Here is a 14,994-nt window from a genome sequence, read left to right on the forward strand (position 1 = left end):
CGGGGTCACAAGCACCCTCGGGGTGCCCAGGCTTATGACCCCGGGCTGGCGCGACGCTTCGCCTGTTCGATCAGCTCTTTGATCGCCACGGTCTCGGCGACGAGATCCTAACGCCGGATGAAACTCGAGCGTCTCTTCGGTCGTGAAGGTTTTTCCTCCGTGTTCGGCGAGAACTATGATTCGTAGCGCCTCCATGTCGGCTCTGAGCTCTAGGAGACGGGTGAGGCGAGCTTTGTCATTGGGGTCGGGCACCGTGTCTCCATTTAGCGCCCCGCTTAAGCAAAGTCGGATCCGTCGGGTCTACGGTCCGGGAGTTGCTGACCTTCCGGTCGACGATATGCTCGCGGTTCGTCGAAGCGACGTCGCTCGAGGTGTGCTCGAGCATCGCTAGGCTCTTCACCTTCCGGTCACCGGTGAACTTCTCCGGCGTGAGCCGGCGTCCCAAGTGTCGGGCATCAGGAAGGTGGGCATCCGGTCATGCACCTCGCCGCTGGCGTCACGCTTCGCAGGTGATGACCACGAAGCAGCGGGACTTCTCGCCGTTGGGCAGCTCCATCGACCAGGTGAGCCCCGCGGCCGAGTGCAGCCCGTCGCCATGCAAGAAGTGAGGGATCTTCGGGGTCTCGTCGCCCGTCCACTCGAAGTAGGCGCGCATGGGGACGATTCATCTCGCTGCAGAGAAGGCGGGAGCCCAGAAGCCCTGAGCGAGCTTCACCGAACTAAGCAGAGGCACGCCAAAAACGATCGTTTCCGGCGTGATCCGTTCTGGCGTCCCGGAACGGGGTCCGTTAACGTTCACCGGAATCCCGATACGGCGGGGGTGTTCGGTCAGCTCGTGACCGGCGTTGACCCAGCGCCGCACGGTAGTTCGGTTGGCCTATCTCTTGATGATCTTCGGCGGGGTGAAGTCTCCGGCAAGGGTTTCGGTGGTCGGCGAGTAGAGCCGGAGCATCGGGGCGAACGCTCCCTGTGGTGCGGGTAGCCAGTTCGCTTCGCGCTCGGTCCCTGGAGATGCGTGCTGAATGTAGATGTCGAGTGAACCGTCAGGGTTGATGCTCAGTGGGTCTCGGTCGCGAATCACGAAGCGGTTGAGTCGGTTCGGGACCTGGAAGCCGTCGCCGTCGTACATCGTGAGGGACCAGAAGGCGTCCACGCCCGGCTGTTGGCCGGCGTCGAAGTGGAGCACGTAGTTGTGCTCCCCGGTGAACGGTTGACCGTCAGCGTCGACGAAGGCGTTGGGGTAGATCGCGTCCTCGGGGAGGTTTGCTCCGAGCCCGGCCATTGCGACAAGAGCGCGCACGCGATACGAGGTGCCGTACGTCCCGAACGACTGCTCCCAGTTCCACCCGTTTCGCACGATGCCGATGCTGGCTTCGGTCATCGCTTTCACGAGATCCTGCAGGGCCGTGTCTCGGGCTGCCGAGACGGCGGCAGTAGCAGCATCGTCCAGCACCGCAGGGTTGAAGTCCTCGCCCGGCACGATTCCGATGGCGCGCATCCGATGCAGGATTGGGTAGTCGTTAGCGTGCGGCGGATTCTCTTTCAGCAACTCGGCAAAGAGTGTGAAGAACTCGACGCTGCTGAGCGCGTTCACCTGGTCCAGTGGCGGTGTCACATCATCCACGCTCGGGTCAACGGGTGCTGCAGAAGGCGTGCCTGATTCTTGGCCGTACGCGTCCATACGGGTAATGCCGTACTGGTCCTGGATGCGGTGGACTTCCGCGAAATCGTCGGGGCCGTTGCTCTGTGTGCGACCCATGACCCAGACGTTCGGCGTCGGTGCGACTATCAGGTCGAGTCCGCTGGGGACTTCGCCGCTCCACGCGGGTGGCGCAATGAGGAAGTCGCGAGCTTCACCGAGGGTGTTTCGGCTGCCAGGAACGGCGAAGATGTCCGTCCACATGTCGAGCATGGGCGTGAGGTAGTACCGGTCAGGCGCATCGGGCGTGTGCAGAATCACAGGTCCGTCTCGGAGATCGAGCCACGCGAACGAGTAGAGCGTGTCGAAATTGAAACGCACGACGTCCTTGGATTCTGCTGCGGGGTATTCCCGGGCGTGTGCGAACTGGTTCGCCGGTGCCCGCAACAACGCAGTATTCGCGTCCGGGACGTTCGTCATCTGGCGCCGCGTGAACTCCATCGTCACGAGCGGGTACGCGTACAGGTACGCGTCGACGGCAACCTTGCTGAGATCGAACTGCGACATTAAGTATCCCCCTGGCTCCCTGGTACCTCGAAGCCTAGGGTGAACCGCGCCCCAGAGGCCACAGTTCCGAATGGCGCAGCCCGCAACCACCGATGTCAGAGAGGTGCGCGCCTGGCCTGCCGGAAACGATCGTTTTGGTGCGGCTAGGCTTCGTGCTCCGGAGTAGGTGCCAGTAATGTCTGCCGGAAGCGGCTTTTGGCAGACGATTTCGGCGGCGCTGCGGCCTCGTGCCTGCTAGTGCTGTTCGAGGTGCTGGTAGTCGGGTAGGTTGTGGCGATGACACCGACAACCAGGAATCCCGATGGAATCGGTCATCTCGAACTCATTTCTGGACGTCGCACCCCACGCCTGCGAGGCCCTCATGAGAGAGAAGGTGACTCGACAGGTACTGCAGCTCTGGATCCGCCTCGGTTGTCCTCTACGCCTGACCCGCGTGGGGAGTCAGACTCGGAGCGTGGCGGTCCAGACCGCCGAAGTATCAGTGTATGCACGGGGTGAGACGTCCTGGTCAGTCGCCGCTGACGATCAGGGCGCAAGGAGGAGTGCGCCTGGCCGTATAGCCGACAGGCATCTCTTTGCGGGGAGACCTCGAGGGAGCAGCCGATCTGCGGGAGGATGACGTTGTGCCTGACGACGTCCGCCTGATTCTGAACCACACCAGTGAGCCCCCGCGTGTACTCCACCGCGAGGATTGCCCGACGATCCAGCATCAGGTCCGTGGGGATGTACGGGAGGAGCTGCCACGCGGTGGGTACGAGATCCTCGAGTCCTATGAGGACGGGCTCTCACTGATCGGACCTGTCGAGGGCGTGGATCGGAGCTACTACGCGGCGTCCTACGTGACCGTGGAACAGCTTGCCGGCGTCGGTCGGTATCGGCGCTGCAAGACGTGCGCTCCTGATGCGCCGGAGGGTCCGCCGCCCATGCAGGTGAACCGGAAGAAGGCTGCGACGTTGGGCGCCTCCGACGTCGGCCGTGTCACTGTCGACGGGGCGATCGAGCGTATCGAGCACACCCGCGCCGGGACGCTCGTGACCTTGAGCGATGGCGTGACGCTGAGTCTCAGGGCAGGAGACACAGTGTCGTTCCCCAAGATCGCGCGCGTGCGGTAGCTCTCGTCGGTTGTGAGGTTTCTGAGGTGGGAGCCACTGGTCCGCGGAATCACGCTGAGGGGCAGGGCACGCAGCTACTGAGGTTCCTGAGGTTGCGGGCCTCAGAGCTGGCGGTCGGCGCTCTGCGGTTCGTCGGGGTCCGGTGGCTCGTCAGCTGAGACCTCGGCCGAAGCGGCGAAGCCAGCTCGAGTGGTATCCAGGCGAGGAGTGCCGGCGTCCAGTCGTCTCGCCGATGGTGACGACGTCGGCGTATCGGGAGAGCAGTCCATCCCATTCGGGATCGTGCGCGGGCATCGAGGAGGCCAACGGCAGAGAGTCGGCTGCGAGGCTGGACTTCCGGGTGTTGCACATCGCGTGCAGGGTCGTGAGATTCTGCGGGTCGCTTGATCCGCCACCGGCATGCGCGAGGACGTGGTCGGCTTCGGGCGCGAGCGCCCAGTACGCGGGATGCACAGTGCCACGGCGGTAGTGGGCGTAGTACGGGAACTCGTCGGGGAACACGTCGCTGATCGCGACGAGGATGCATCGGGGGATCGTGCGGCCGCCGCAGTACGTGCAGAGGAAACCGTCACGGAGGAACACCTCGGCGCGCGTGCGATCGGCGACGCGGCGAGAGGTGCGGTCATTGTTGCCGGGAGCGGTCACGCCGTGAAGGGTGAGGCTGCCCATCCACACTTCCCCGGAGATCGGCTCGAGGATTTGACGTGCACGATCTACCGATGACGGGATCGCCGCTGTGACCGCGTCGAGCACGTCGCTGTACCAAGCGGCAGCATCGTCGCGGAGGGCGTGGATCTCGCGGGTCATGGCGCCGGCGGCTCGGAGACGGGACCTTCGAACTCGCGCGTCCTCATGACGGCTCCTACGCCTAGGAAGCCGGCGAGGTGGACGACGTCGCTGCCACCCATGACACGGTTCAGCGTGAACTTCCGCGGGAACTTCTCGAGGAGTGGGTTCTCACCGGCGAAGAACTGGTCAGTCTTGACCGCGAAGATGCGGGTTGTGTCGAGGGCCCGAAAGCTGTCGATCGAGAGAATCGATGAGGTGACGTCACCCCAGATGAGTCGGTCGAACTGCTTCTGGTTGGTCCAGTGCTGGCGGATGCGCTTCGCGATTCCCGTCGACGAGTTGGCGACCCCGACGTACACCTGGCAGTACTCGTCGAGCACCATGATGTAGAGCCCGGGCACGCCGTCCCACTTCGTAAGGTCCGTGACTTCGACCATGCCGCGCCGGCTGGCGACAGCCGACTGCAGAGCAGTCTCGAACTCCTCGCGATCGAGGGAGGCGAAGTGCGCCATGTTCAGGTCGAAGTTCTGCAGCGCTCTCTCGCGATGCTCTGCGCACCATTCGTCGGAGTGAAAGCGGTGTTCGGCGTCTTCGTACGACCAGTCAAGGGAATCCCACAACTCGGGGTTGTCCTCGCGGTGCCACCGCGGGAGCGATGAGCGCTTGTTGATTGTCGCGTACGTCTCGCGAGAGATGCGGAGTCCGAGTCCGAAGTGACTGCGCACTTTCGTATTGAAGTGGGTGGCTCTCTCGATGCCGTCAGCGCGCGGCCGACCCTTGCGCGGTATCGCCACAGGCACGCCCCAGACCTTCCGTGCGAGCCGCGTCTGCCAGCGATGCCAGATGAGCGAGTGCCCGGAGTCGACGAGCGCATGCAGGGACGCGTTCGCGTTCGGACCGATGCCGACGTCGAAGATGCGCGCGGGATCGAACTCGAGGTGTTCGCCTTCGGGGATGAGGCCGGCGCTGGTCAGCTCGAACGGGTCAGCGTCGCGCACAAGATAGCCGGACTCTTCGAGCTCGTGGCGCAGCTCTCACGCGGTCTGAGCCTTCGCCGCCCACACGAGCGTCTCGCGGGGTGTGACGGTGATCTCGAGTTGCATGCGGGAGCGCCGTTCAGAAGACGCGGATGCGGAAGCGGTCCGCTGCAGTCTTGAGGTCGTCGTCGGTGACGAGGATCGGCTCAGCGGCCAGGGTGAGCACGTCGCGGGCTTCGGGGTGATCGAGCCAGATCGCCTTGCACCAGGCGGCGCCGTGCTTGCTGCCGAAGTGCACCCCGAGCGGGGTGGTGCCGGTGTCGAGAGTGAGGCCGTGCAGGTGCTCGGCGATGCGGGTGGTGACGGCACGCTCTTCGCTGCGGAGCGTGCCGGTGGTCAGGTGCGTGACGTTGAAGCTCGCCAGCAGCGGCCCTATCGCACCCTCGATGACGGAGATGGAATCGGGGTGCTCGACGTCGACGAGCCAGCCGGGATCGGGGAGCACCACGGGGATGAGCCCACGGTCGTATCGCCAGCCGGCGGGGATGGCACCCAGACCCATGAAGTCGCGCTCCGACCACTCGCGAGCGATCTCCTCGATGTACTCCTCGAGGGAGAGCCCAGCGAACTCGGCATCCTTCGTGAGCGTGTCTGTCGCACCGTTGGCACGCTTGAAGCCGGAGAGCACCTCGGCATAGGCCGCAGAGCGTGTCTCGGCGACGTAGAAGGTCTGACCGGGTACGTCGTAGCGACCCCATGCCTGGCGCCACTTCGCAGCAGCGTCACGGGGCGCGCCAGACAGCGCGGGATAGTCGTTCTTCCCGACGTGGAAGCCGTAGGCGCCGGGGTCCGAGATGAGTCGGAGGCCGGTGACAGAGCAGGTCCGCGCAGTCGTCACGCGTCGGCGGTCCCGGCGATGAACGACTCGACCGCGTCAGCGACCTCACCATGACGGCCCTCGCGGATCGCCGTGATCGGGGTGTCTTCCCGCAGGTGCGGGTTTCCACCGATGAACCACTGCCGGGCGACATGATCACCGTCCGCTGCAGACAGCAGACTCCACTGACGGTGAGCGAACGTCAGACGGTTCGACGCGTCCGAGCGCGGCTCGGGGCCGTCAGCCTTGGCCCAGCGGATCGGGAGCTTGCGGTCCTTGGAACCCGCGAGCCCAGCGACGAGCGTCGGTCCGAGGGCCGCGTTGAGCTCGCGCACGATGTCGTGGATGTCCATCCGCATCGTGCGGCTGTGCGCTGTAGTGGGGGTCAGGGTTTCCATGAGAGCAGTTTACCTCCTTGCTACCCTATAAGCCACCCTAGTTACACCGACCGCAATACGCGCAGATCGCTGCTCAGGCGACCGGCTCCAGCAGGGTCGGGTCAGCCGGATCGACGGTGCGACTATTGCTGACCTTCCGGTCGACGATGTACTCACGGATCGTCGAGGCGACGTCGCTCGAGGTGTGCTCGAGCATCGCTAAGGTCTCGATCTTCCGATCACCGGTGAGCTTCTCCGGTGTGAGCCAGGCGTCCCAGGTGTCGGGCGTGAGGAACGCGGGCATCCGGTCGATCTTGAAGTCGTGATGGCTCCCGGGAAGCACGGTGGCCGGAACGAGCGCATTGTCGGTGGCGATCACGGTCGCGCCGACGAGGGCAGATGCCTGGATCTGGCCTGAGCTTCCCCCGCTGTTGGTGAGTCTCAGGTACGTCGCGGTGTGCTCGCGGCGTCCATTGGCGCTCTCATGCACCGTCGTGGTTACGCCGAAGCTCCAGGACACGCGACTCATGGTCCGCTTACGCTCGGCGCGATCGAGTAGCACGAACCAGAGCGTCACGGCAGAGATTGCGACGCCCAGGATGCCGACAGCGAGTCCCCAGTCCATGCTTCACACCCTAGAGGGGGAAGCGCTATCAGCAGGGACTCGACGAGGAGCTCCCCGCCTGGTGGTGACTAGAGGGGTTGGCCACGCGTTCGCCCGAGAGCCTCAAGCGCAGCGTTCTTAGTGGGGTAACCCCGTGCGGAGAGGGCAAGCAATTCACCGTTGCTGGCGATTCTTCGCCAGCGGTGCAGCCCGTCTGAGTCTTCGTACAGCTCGTACCGACCCTTGAGGCCTGGAGCGGTACCGGTGACGGACGCGGCAAGATCCTTGTTCGTGATTGTCGCAACGATCGACTGCGTCTGCTGAGGCGGGATCACTTCTGCGGGGAGCGACCTCATCACGCTTGCGGCCGTTGCCCGGTCCTCGTCCGTTACCCACTTTTCTGTGGCGAGGGACTTGAGCAGGAGGGCGCCCGTTCGTGCTTGAGCGTTGTCGGTGCTCAGGGCAAGCGCGTACGCCTTCTCGAAACGACTCTGCCAATTGACGCGGGCGGCGGTCACCTTCGTCTGGTGTCCAGTGATGAAGAAACTCGCGACCGACCAGATCAGCCCGCCTGATGCGACGATCGCTGCGATCTGAGCAGCAACAAGTGTCGCCTGGGCATCAGTCATGAACGAAGGCTACATGCCGGAGAGGGAGGGGAATGAACAAGTACGCAGCTCTCGGTCTTCTGCTCCCACCAGCGAACGGCACCTCGAACTCATGCAGGGCCACGCCCGCGAGGTCGGAGCGGCGGCGGATAAGAAGGTCGCGGTCATCGCCCGCAACCCATTACATGACCATCGCGTGAGCGAAGAGCTCCGCATGACTCTCTCCTCCCACCCAGACGCGAGCATCGTCCGCGCCTGACCATCGCCCCCGAGGCCCCCCGTCGAGAAATCCGGGGATGGCCTCGGGGGAGGAACACCGACCGGGGGAGTGTTCCTCTCTCCCCGGGCCTCTCAGGAGGGGGTCGCGCGCGCGAGGGACACCAACTTCGGCCATTGGGCACTGTTCGTGGACGCTTTGATGCGGCTGTCTGGCACGATGGCTTCATGCCGCAGAGCGATCATTCAGGTACCAAGGAGCTGGGAGCGTTCCTCCACGCTTGTGGTCCGCTGCTGTCCAAGTTCAAGAGACGGCAGATCTTCACGATCGCAACGTTTATCGGAGCTGTAGTCGCCGTTTTCGGGCCGCTCATTTGGGGCGACCCTGCCTGGCACGGGATTCGCATCGCCGCGGGAATTGCTGCTGCGGTCGCCATTCTCGGTGACAAACTGGCCGACCGTTACGACCAGACTGTCGCCAGTCTGAAGTTTCGCGAGAGTGAGAGGTCAGCCGAGAAAGCGATCGACGACCTGAATGTCGTGTTAAGTGAGGCGATCGAGGTGATGTTCCTGACTGGCAGGGCGAGGGACGAACAGGCCAAGGCATTGAGGCGCACGGTAGCGAGGCAGGCGGCAAGCGCGGTCGGTGACGGTAGTCGAGCGACCTACTACACGATGAGACGCGAGGCCGGGGGGCGTCGAATCCTAGACAGTGCTGTGCATGGTACCGAGCACGGGCGGTACGACCGTCCAGACCGCCCCTTCATCGAGCGGGAGGATCCGGAGAACACGATCTGGTCGCTACTAGATCGTGCGGATGAGGAGCCGGAGGTCTGCAACGCGCCAGACGAGGTCTACGGCGTAGATTGGGCCAAGAAGAAGTACGACACTTTCTACACTGTGCCGGTCAAGGCCAAGAGCGTTCAGCTCGGACTCTTGAGCGTCAACAACGCATCTGCGGGTGCGATCGGCGGCCCGCAGCGGTCGGCCGTGCTAGCGATGGCGCGCACCATGGCGCTTGTTGTCGCGGTGATCAAAGGTCCCGTATCCCTGAACTCGCAACAGTCGCGACACAGGAATGTCGGAGGTTAGCGTTACGTTGTGGGTATGAGGAGCAAGGGGGTCATGATGAGTAGGCATTCAATGGATGACGCGGCCCGTAGCAGGGTCGACGCCCAGGTCCAGCGCAACGCTGAGCGGCTGACACAGCGATACTCTGGATCTGAGCCGGCACGGCGTAGCCTCGAGGTTCGAGAACGTTACGTTCAGGAACGAGCACTCCGTCGCTCCGCATAACGTGCCCCGGAAGCAGTGAGGATCAGCGTGGATCCGATGTTCCCTAGCCAAGGCAATCCTCCTGCCGAGATGTTGCAAGATCTGAGGGGGTCAGAGAAGCGCGCCATCAACTACTTTTGGATTCTTGTCGGCGAACTCGGGCTTGACGGGACCTCGGGCCGGTATTACGCGGAGGTCGTGGGCACCCACAGTAATGCTGAAGACGAGCCGTCTACGTCGCCTCTCTCGTACGACGTCGTCGGCGCATCGAGCGATGACATCTTCGAGGAAGGGGATGTTCCGCCGTTTCGGGAAGCCACGGAGTTCCTCACGACACGACACGGACTAACTCTGGACCCGGCGTCGTGGATCGTGGTCGGAGATCCCCCGCGAGAACGGGTAGCGGTTTGGCGGCCATAGAGCCTCGTGCTAACGAAGTGCTAACAACTCGCCAGACTCACCGCTTGTCGAGTAAACCAGGATCCGCGCAATAACGCTGATCTGAGGTGACTGCGAATGCTTGCTAGGCCGGAATGTGGGTTCAAATCCCACCGTCACCGCCACCACGAAGGCCCCGACTCCCTGGAAACACTGGGATGCGGGGCCTTCGTCATGTGCGGAGTGCTGGCAGCGGTAACCCAGCGATAGCCGTCTTGCTGCGCACGCTCAGACGGCTGATCGAGTGGTGAACAGCTTGATCCGATCCTGATACGGATCGCGGAGGTACAGGAACAGCGCATTGCTGATGCCGTGCCGGCCGAGGTCGCGATCGATCTCGTCTCCGAAGCCGAGATCATCGGCGACGTCGGCCGCGTGCAGAAGAGCCGTCCCGTCGGGAACCGTATACGCGAAGGCAGAAACGGGATCCTCGTCCGTTGGGGAACAGCAGGTCGTGTGTGTTTCCCTCGACTTCCATCCACGACTCCCAGAAGTCGTCGGTGATGGCGACGCGTGCACTCGGCGAGCCGCATGCCCAACCGCGCTCAGAAGTCGGTCGCCGCCGGAGCATCGTGGATGACGACCCTCGGCGTCAGGCGGAGTCCCCCGGTACGACGGTGAGGACGACTGGGTCGGTCGGGCGGGCAGGACGAGCGGATCCGGAGACTCGGCTCACGACGTCCCGGATCATTCTGTCCATGGCGGGCGCTGCCTCGACCTTGATCGTGGTGAGGCGTGGAGCCACGAGCGTCCCGATCCGCGTCGCGTCCATGCCCATCAGCGCGACATCTTCGGGAACCCGACGGCCGAGTTCGCGCGCTGCGCCGAGAAGGGCGATGGCCACGTCGTCGTTATAGCAGGCGATGGCTGTTCCGAGAGGCAGAGTCCGAAGCAGAGAGACCGCCTCGTCGAGCTCGAGCGGAAGCCGGATCGACGTCGGCGCGTCGATTCCGTGCGCGAGGCAGTAGTCGGCGAGCCCCTGTTCCCGAGCGTCGCCGAAGACATCGAGGCGGGTATCTCGGAGGTGCGCGTAGACGAGGTGCCTGTGTCCTTTCGATGCCAGGTACTCGCCCTGGAGCTGGCCGATGCGGTGGTTCTCATCGCGACCGCCCTCCGCGTGCAGGTCGATGAGGGTGATTCCGGCGGCATCGATGGATTCACGCTCCGCGGCTGTGGGAGCGACGAACGGCGCGATGACGGCGCGCGGTCGCACGGTGGTGATGAAGTGCTCGAGCAGCTCCACCGGCGAGCTTGCGAAGCGCAGCACGAGAATCAGTCCCGCGCGAGCGAGCTCTTCGGTGAGAAAGTCGACGAAGTCCTGCAGGTTGGTGCCGAAGGTGGTGTTCGGGACCAGGGCGATGACGACATCGCTCGTGCCTGTCGCAAGAGTGCGAGCCGCCGCCGAGGGGTGATAGTTCATGGCCGCGGCGGTCTCCTCGACCCGTCGGATGGTATCCGCTGAGAAGCGACCGCGACCGTTGAGGATCTGACTGACAGCGGGGCGGGAGACCCCCGCTGCGCGCGCGACGTCGTCGCTGGTCACTGTCATCGGGGCCCCTCCGGTGTCGTCTGCACCAGTGTAGTTGACGCGCGTAATCAGATGGTGTTCACTCGGTGATAACGCGCGTTAGCGCAGTCCCTCACAATGACGTGGAGATCAAATGACCAGCAATATCCATCCGGAAACCGGCCCCTTCGAAGCAACCGTTCCCGGAGCTGCCGTCCGCCCCGATGCCCTCCTGGAGCCGTCGGAAGGCCCGCAGCGGATGAGCCGGTGGCTGTGGGTCATCTACCCCCTCGCACTGATCAGCGTCAACGTCGTGTGGGGTGGAGTGCTCCAGGTCATGCTGGGCAGACAGGTCGCGGAGCTGCTCGGGGAGACGACGGCGGCGGCAGGCGTGCTGGGTCTCGTGATCAGCGCAGGGGCCATCTCGAGTCTGGTCGCGCAGCCGCTTCTCGGACTGCTCTCCGACAAGACGAGCAGCCGCTTCCTGGGGCGTCGCAACATCTGGATTCTCGGATCCGCCATCGCTGCGACCATCGCCCTACTGGTGACGGCCAGCAGCCCGAGCCCGGTTGTGCTCGCCATCACCTGGGCGATCGCAATGTGGCCCCTCAGTGGGTTGCAGGCCGCGCTGACCGCCGTGCTGCCCGAGCGCGTGCCCGTCCGCAATCGCGGCACCATGTCGGGGCTGGTCGGCGCCTCTTCGATCCTCGGTGCCTTCGGCGGTATCGCGATCGCCGGCCTGACGACGAGTCTGTTCGTCGGATATGTAGGCATCGCCGCCGTCATGCTCGTCTTCGGAACCATCTTCGCGCTCACGACCAAGGATTACGTGCCGTCCCTCGCGGGCTCCGGTGCATCCAAGGCGGAGCGTCGCGCCGCCTCCCGTTTCCCCAGCTTCCGCAGCGCACCGGACTTCTGGTGGACATTCGTCGGGCGGTTCCTCATCGTCTTCGGGTACAACTTCATGTCCGGCATGCAGCTCTACATCCTTGCCGACTACATCGGCGTCGGCACGGTCACCGAGGCGGCCGCGGTTCTCGTCGCCGTCCAGGGTGTGAGCACCCTCGCTTTGCTGGTGTTCTCGATCGTCGGCGGGTGGCTGTCGGACCGATTCGGACGAGTCCGGGTGTTCGTCGCGCTGTCGAGCCTGCTCTTCGCACCGGGCGCACTCGTCTACCTCCTGGCTCCCACGCTGACCGGCGCGTTCGTCGCGAGCGGGATCCTCGGCGTCGCGTTCGGTGTGTACCTCGCAGTCGACCAGGCCCTGATCACGCGCGTTCTGCCGAACATGAACAACGCCGCACGCGACCTGGGTGTGATGAACGTCGCCAACGCGGGACCGCAGGTGATCGCCCCTGCCCTCGCCGGGGCGCTCGTCGCCGCGACAGGGCTCTATCAGCCGCTGTTCATCGTGACCATCGTCGCCGTGATCCTCGGGGCGATCAGCGTCCGCTTCATCAAGGGTGTCCGGTGACGACCGACACGCGCTCTTCTCAATCCCTGGCACACAATCAGAAAGCACCGGCATGATACGCACACCCTTCAACAACGACTGGACCGTCGGGCCCAAGGGCTCGATCTTCGACGCCTTCACCGGTGGGGCTGCCAAGACGGCGGTGACCCTGCCGCACGACGGTCTCCGCGATATGCCGCGTTCGGCGAGCAGCCCCAACGGAAGCCACACCGGGTATCACCCCAGTGCACATCTGGAATACAGCAAGACCTTCGACGTGCCCGCAGAGTGGCGTGACAAAAGCGTGGTCCTCGATATCGAAGGGGCATATCGCGACGCCGTCGTCTACGTCAACGGCGACTTCGCCGCCCAGCGCCCGAACGGGTATGCAGGTTTCGCCGTCTCGCTCGATCCTTTTCTCTGTTTCGGCGAGTCGAATACGATCAGCGTGGAGGTCCGCACTCACGAAGACAGCCGCTGGTACACCGGGGCCGGATTGTATCGCGACGTCTGGCTCGTCGCTGCCGCCGCTGTGCACATCCCGCTCGACGGCGTGCGGATCACCACTCCTGTGATCGACCCCGACCTCGCATCCGTCGTCACGACCGTCGAGGTCGTCAACACGACCCGCCACACCCGCACCGTGCGGGTGGAGACGGAGATCCGCGGCGATTCCGGTGATCTGCTCAGCCTGCAGACGGCACCCCTCACCGTGCTTCCCGGCACGACGGGGCTGGTGCACCTGCGCCACTATCTCGCGGAGCCGGTGCTGTGGGACGTCGACGGTCCTCGCCTTCATGTCGCGCGCACCCGGATTCATGAGAGGGGCGCAGTTCTCGATGAGGACGAGTCGGTGTTCGGCATCCGTTCCGTGACCGTCGACCCCGTTCACGGACTGCGGATCAACGGGCGCTCTGTGAAGCTCCGCGGGGGGTGCATTCATCACGACAACGGGCCGCTCGGCAGCGCCGCACACCCGCGCGCAGAAGAACGCCGCGTCGAGCTGCTCAAGGCCGCTGGCTACAACGCGATCCGCAGCTCTCACAACAGCATCAGCCGTGCGTTCCTCGACGCCTGCGATCGCCACGGCCTCCTCGTCTGGGACGAGACCTCCGACGTGTGGACGAAGACCAAGACAGCGTTCGACTACTCGCTCGATTTCCCCGAGTGGTGGGAACGGGATGTCGAATCGATGGTCGCGAAGGACTTCAACCACCCGAGCGTCATCATGTACTCGATCGGCAACGAGATCTTCGAGACCGGCAGTCCGATCGGATCCACCTGGGGTCGCGCTCTCGCCGAGAAGGTCCGTTCTCTCGACAGCACCCGGCTCGTCACGAACGCCATCAATGGCATGGTCTCGGCAATCGACGTCCTTGCAGCACATGCCGCCTCGGGCGACGGTGATGCCGCCTCGACGAACGTCAACGCATTCATGGCTTCGATGGAGGACATGGGGAACACTCTCGGTGCATCAGAGCTGGTCTCCGAGCGAATCGAGGAGGCGCAGTCCCAGCTCGATGTCAGCGGTGTCAACTACGCCGAAGCTCGCTATGTCATCGACGCGGAGCGGCACCCCAACCGGATCGTGGTCGGGTCTGAGACCTACCCCCGCGCTCTCGACAGGATCTGGCCGCTCGTCGAGCAGCACCCGACCGTGATCGGGGACTTCGCATGGACGGCCTGGGACTATATCGGCGAGGCGGGTCTCGGGAGAGCGATCTACGCGGATGACCCCGATGCGCCGCAAGGGCCGAGCTCGCCCTTTCCTTGGCTTCTCGCCCAGTCCGGAACCATCGACATCCTCGGGAACAGGCGCCCCATCTCGTTCTGGCGAGAGACGGTCTGGGGGCTGCGAAGCGAGCCGTACATCGCGGTTCATCGTCCTGAGAACCACGACCGTGAGGTCTTCATCGGCGGTTGGTCCTGGGACGATGTCGTCAGCAGCTGGAGCTGGGACGTGCCCGCCGGATTCCCGGTCGTGGTCGATGTGTACAGCGATGCGGAGGAGATCGTACTCCAGCGCGACGGAGTCACGGTCGGCCGTGCGCAGGTAGGCGTGCACAAAGCCTTCATCGCAAGGTTCGAGACCGAGTATCGCCCAGGGGAGCTCACGGCGATCGCCATTAGAGATGGGCAGGATGTCGGCGTCAGCAGTCTGCGCACGCGCCAAGACGACGTCCGTCTCGCTCTCGCTGCCGATCGTGCAGACCTGCGCGCCGACGGTTCCGATCTCGCGTACATAGCCATCGAGCTCGCCGATCGCGGAGGAACCCTGGCGACCGACGCCGCTGCCGTCGTCTCGGTGGAGATCGAGGGGCCGGCGGTCCTCGCGGCATTCGCGAACGCGCAGCCGGACTCGATCGAAGAGTTCAGGGCCGTGACCCGCACCACCTATGACGGACGGGCGTTGGCGATCATCCGTCCGATCGGTCCAGGAACGATCACCGTTCGCGCCACCGCGGCGGGTCTCGACGCGCAGCAGGTGGACCTCGTAGCGCGCTGACCGGGGTGGCGGTCGGCGGAGGAGCCGACCGCCACCCCGGAAGGGGCGG

At 64.5% G+C, this 14,994-nt stretch carries 15 protein-coding genes; 6 read left to right on the plus strand and 9 right to left on the minus strand.

Annotation, left to right across the window (positions count from 1 at the left end):
- Positions 1-496 precede the first annotated feature (496 nt).
- Together ACLKOY_RS14090 and ACLKOY_RS14095 are read right to left on the minus strand one after the other, a co-directional pair.
- The gene (locus tag ACLKOY_RS14090; RefSeq protein ID WP_436454206.1) at positions 497-655 is read right to left on the minus strand and encodes a hypothetical protein; all 159 of its coding nucleotides are present in this window, start codon (positions 653-655) and stop codon (positions 497-499) included.
- 222 nt (positions 656-877) lie between these two features.
- On the minus strand, positions 878-2,206 hold the full coding sequence (locus ACLKOY_RS14095; protein WP_436454207.1) for a DUF1254 domain-containing protein: 1,329 nt from the start codon (positions 2,204-2,206) through the stop codon (positions 878-880).
- Positions 2,207-2,829: 623 nt separating this feature from the next.
- On the opposite strand from ACLKOY_RS14095, the gene ACLKOY_RS14100 reads away from it, so the two are divergent.
- Complete coding sequence (locus tag ACLKOY_RS14100) at positions 2,830-3,318, plus strand: hypothetical protein (protein WP_436454208.1); 489 nt, start codon at positions 2,830-2,832, stop codon at positions 3,316-3,318.
- A gap of 150 nt (positions 3,319-3,468) precedes the next feature.
- On the opposite strand, the gene ACLKOY_RS14105 is transcribed toward ACLKOY_RS14100, so the two are convergent.
- From ACLKOY_RS14105 to ACLKOY_RS14130, 6 genes are all read right to left on the minus strand, one after another.
- Positions 3,469-4,125, minus strand: coding sequence for an HNH endonuclease (locus ACLKOY_RS14105; RefSeq protein ID WP_436454209.1), 657 nt, complete (start codon positions 4,123-4,125; stop codon positions 3,469-3,471).
- Positions 4,122-5,105 (minus strand): hypothetical protein, encoded by a 984-nt coding sequence (locus ACLKOY_RS14110; protein ID WP_436454210.1) that lies wholly within the window; start codon positions 5,103-5,105, stop codon positions 4,122-4,124. The genes ACLKOY_RS14105 and ACLKOY_RS14110 overlap by 4 nt, the downstream gene beginning before the upstream one ends.
- 118 nt (positions 5,106-5,223) lie before the next feature.
- Entirely contained in the window at positions 5,224-5,982 is a 759-nt protein-coding gene (locus ACLKOY_RS14115; protein ID WP_436454211.1) for a hypothetical protein, read from the minus strand.
- A complete protein-coding gene (locus ACLKOY_RS14120; protein ID WP_400341450.1) occupies positions 5,979-6,359 on the minus strand; it encodes a hypothetical protein in 381 nt (126 codons plus the stop codon). The genes ACLKOY_RS14115 and ACLKOY_RS14120 overlap by 4 nt, the downstream gene beginning before the upstream one ends.
- A 73-nt stretch (positions 6,360-6,432) precedes the next feature.
- Positions 6,433-6,963, minus strand: coding sequence for a hypothetical protein (locus tag ACLKOY_RS14125; RefSeq protein ID WP_436454212.1), 531 nt, complete (start codon positions 6,961-6,963; stop codon positions 6,433-6,435).
- A 68-nt stretch (positions 6,964-7,031) separates the two neighbouring features.
- Entirely contained in the window at positions 7,032-7,571 is a 540-nt protein-coding gene (locus tag ACLKOY_RS14130; RefSeq protein ID WP_436454213.1) for a YegP family protein, read from the minus strand.
- On the opposite strand from ACLKOY_RS14130, the gene ACLKOY_RS14135 reads away from it, so the two are divergent.
- The 3 genes from ACLKOY_RS14135 to ACLKOY_RS14145 all read left to right on the plus strand — a co-directional run bounded on the left by ACLKOY_RS14135 (position 7,570) and on the right by ACLKOY_RS14145 (position 9,461).
- Positions 7,570-7,809 carry a hypothetical protein gene (locus ACLKOY_RS14135; protein ID WP_436454214.1) on the plus strand — a complete coding sequence of 80 codons (240 nt, stop codon included), beginning with the start codon at positions 7,570-7,572 and terminating at the stop codon, positions 7,807-7,809. The genes ACLKOY_RS14130 and ACLKOY_RS14135 overlap by 2 nt on opposite strands.
- A gap of 185 nt (positions 7,810-7,994) precedes the next feature.
- The gene (locus tag ACLKOY_RS14140; RefSeq protein ID WP_436454215.1) at positions 7,995-8,858 is read left to right on the plus strand and encodes a hypothetical protein; all 864 of its coding nucleotides are present in this window, start codon (positions 7,995-7,997) and stop codon (positions 8,856-8,858) included.
- 231 nt (positions 8,859-9,089) lie between these two features.
- A complete protein-coding gene (locus ACLKOY_RS14145; RefSeq protein ID WP_436454216.1) occupies positions 9,090-9,461 on the plus strand; it encodes a hypothetical protein in 372 nt (123 codons plus the stop codon).
- 610 nt (positions 9,462-10,071) lie between these two features.
- Here the strand turns inward: ACLKOY_RS14145 and ACLKOY_RS14150 are convergent.
- Positions 10,072-11,028 carry a LacI family DNA-binding transcriptional regulator gene (locus ACLKOY_RS14150; protein WP_436454217.1) on the minus strand — a complete coding sequence of 319 codons (957 nt, stop codon included), beginning with the start codon at positions 11,026-11,028 and terminating at the stop codon, positions 10,072-10,074.
- Between the two features lie 112 nt (positions 11,029-11,140).
- Between ACLKOY_RS14150 and ACLKOY_RS14155 the strand changes: the two genes are divergently transcribed.
- Positions 11,141-12,460 (plus strand): MFS transporter, encoded by a 1,320-nt coding sequence (locus ACLKOY_RS14155; RefSeq protein ID WP_079113541.1) that lies wholly within the window; start codon positions 11,141-11,143, stop codon positions 12,458-12,460.
- Positions 12,461-12,512: 52 nt separating this feature from the next.
- Positions 12,513-14,945: a glycoside hydrolase family 2 protein gene (locus ACLKOY_RS14160; protein WP_436454218.1), complete on the plus strand. Its 2,433-nt coding sequence runs from the start codon at positions 12,513-12,515 to the stop codon at positions 14,943-14,945.
- Positions 14,946-14,994 lie beyond the last annotated feature (49 nt).

It is taken from the genome of Microbacterium sp. K2 (assembly GCF_051365005.1).
GTDB lineage: Bacteria > Actinomycetota > Actinomycetes > Actinomycetales > Microbacteriaceae > Microbacterium > Microbacterium foliorum_B.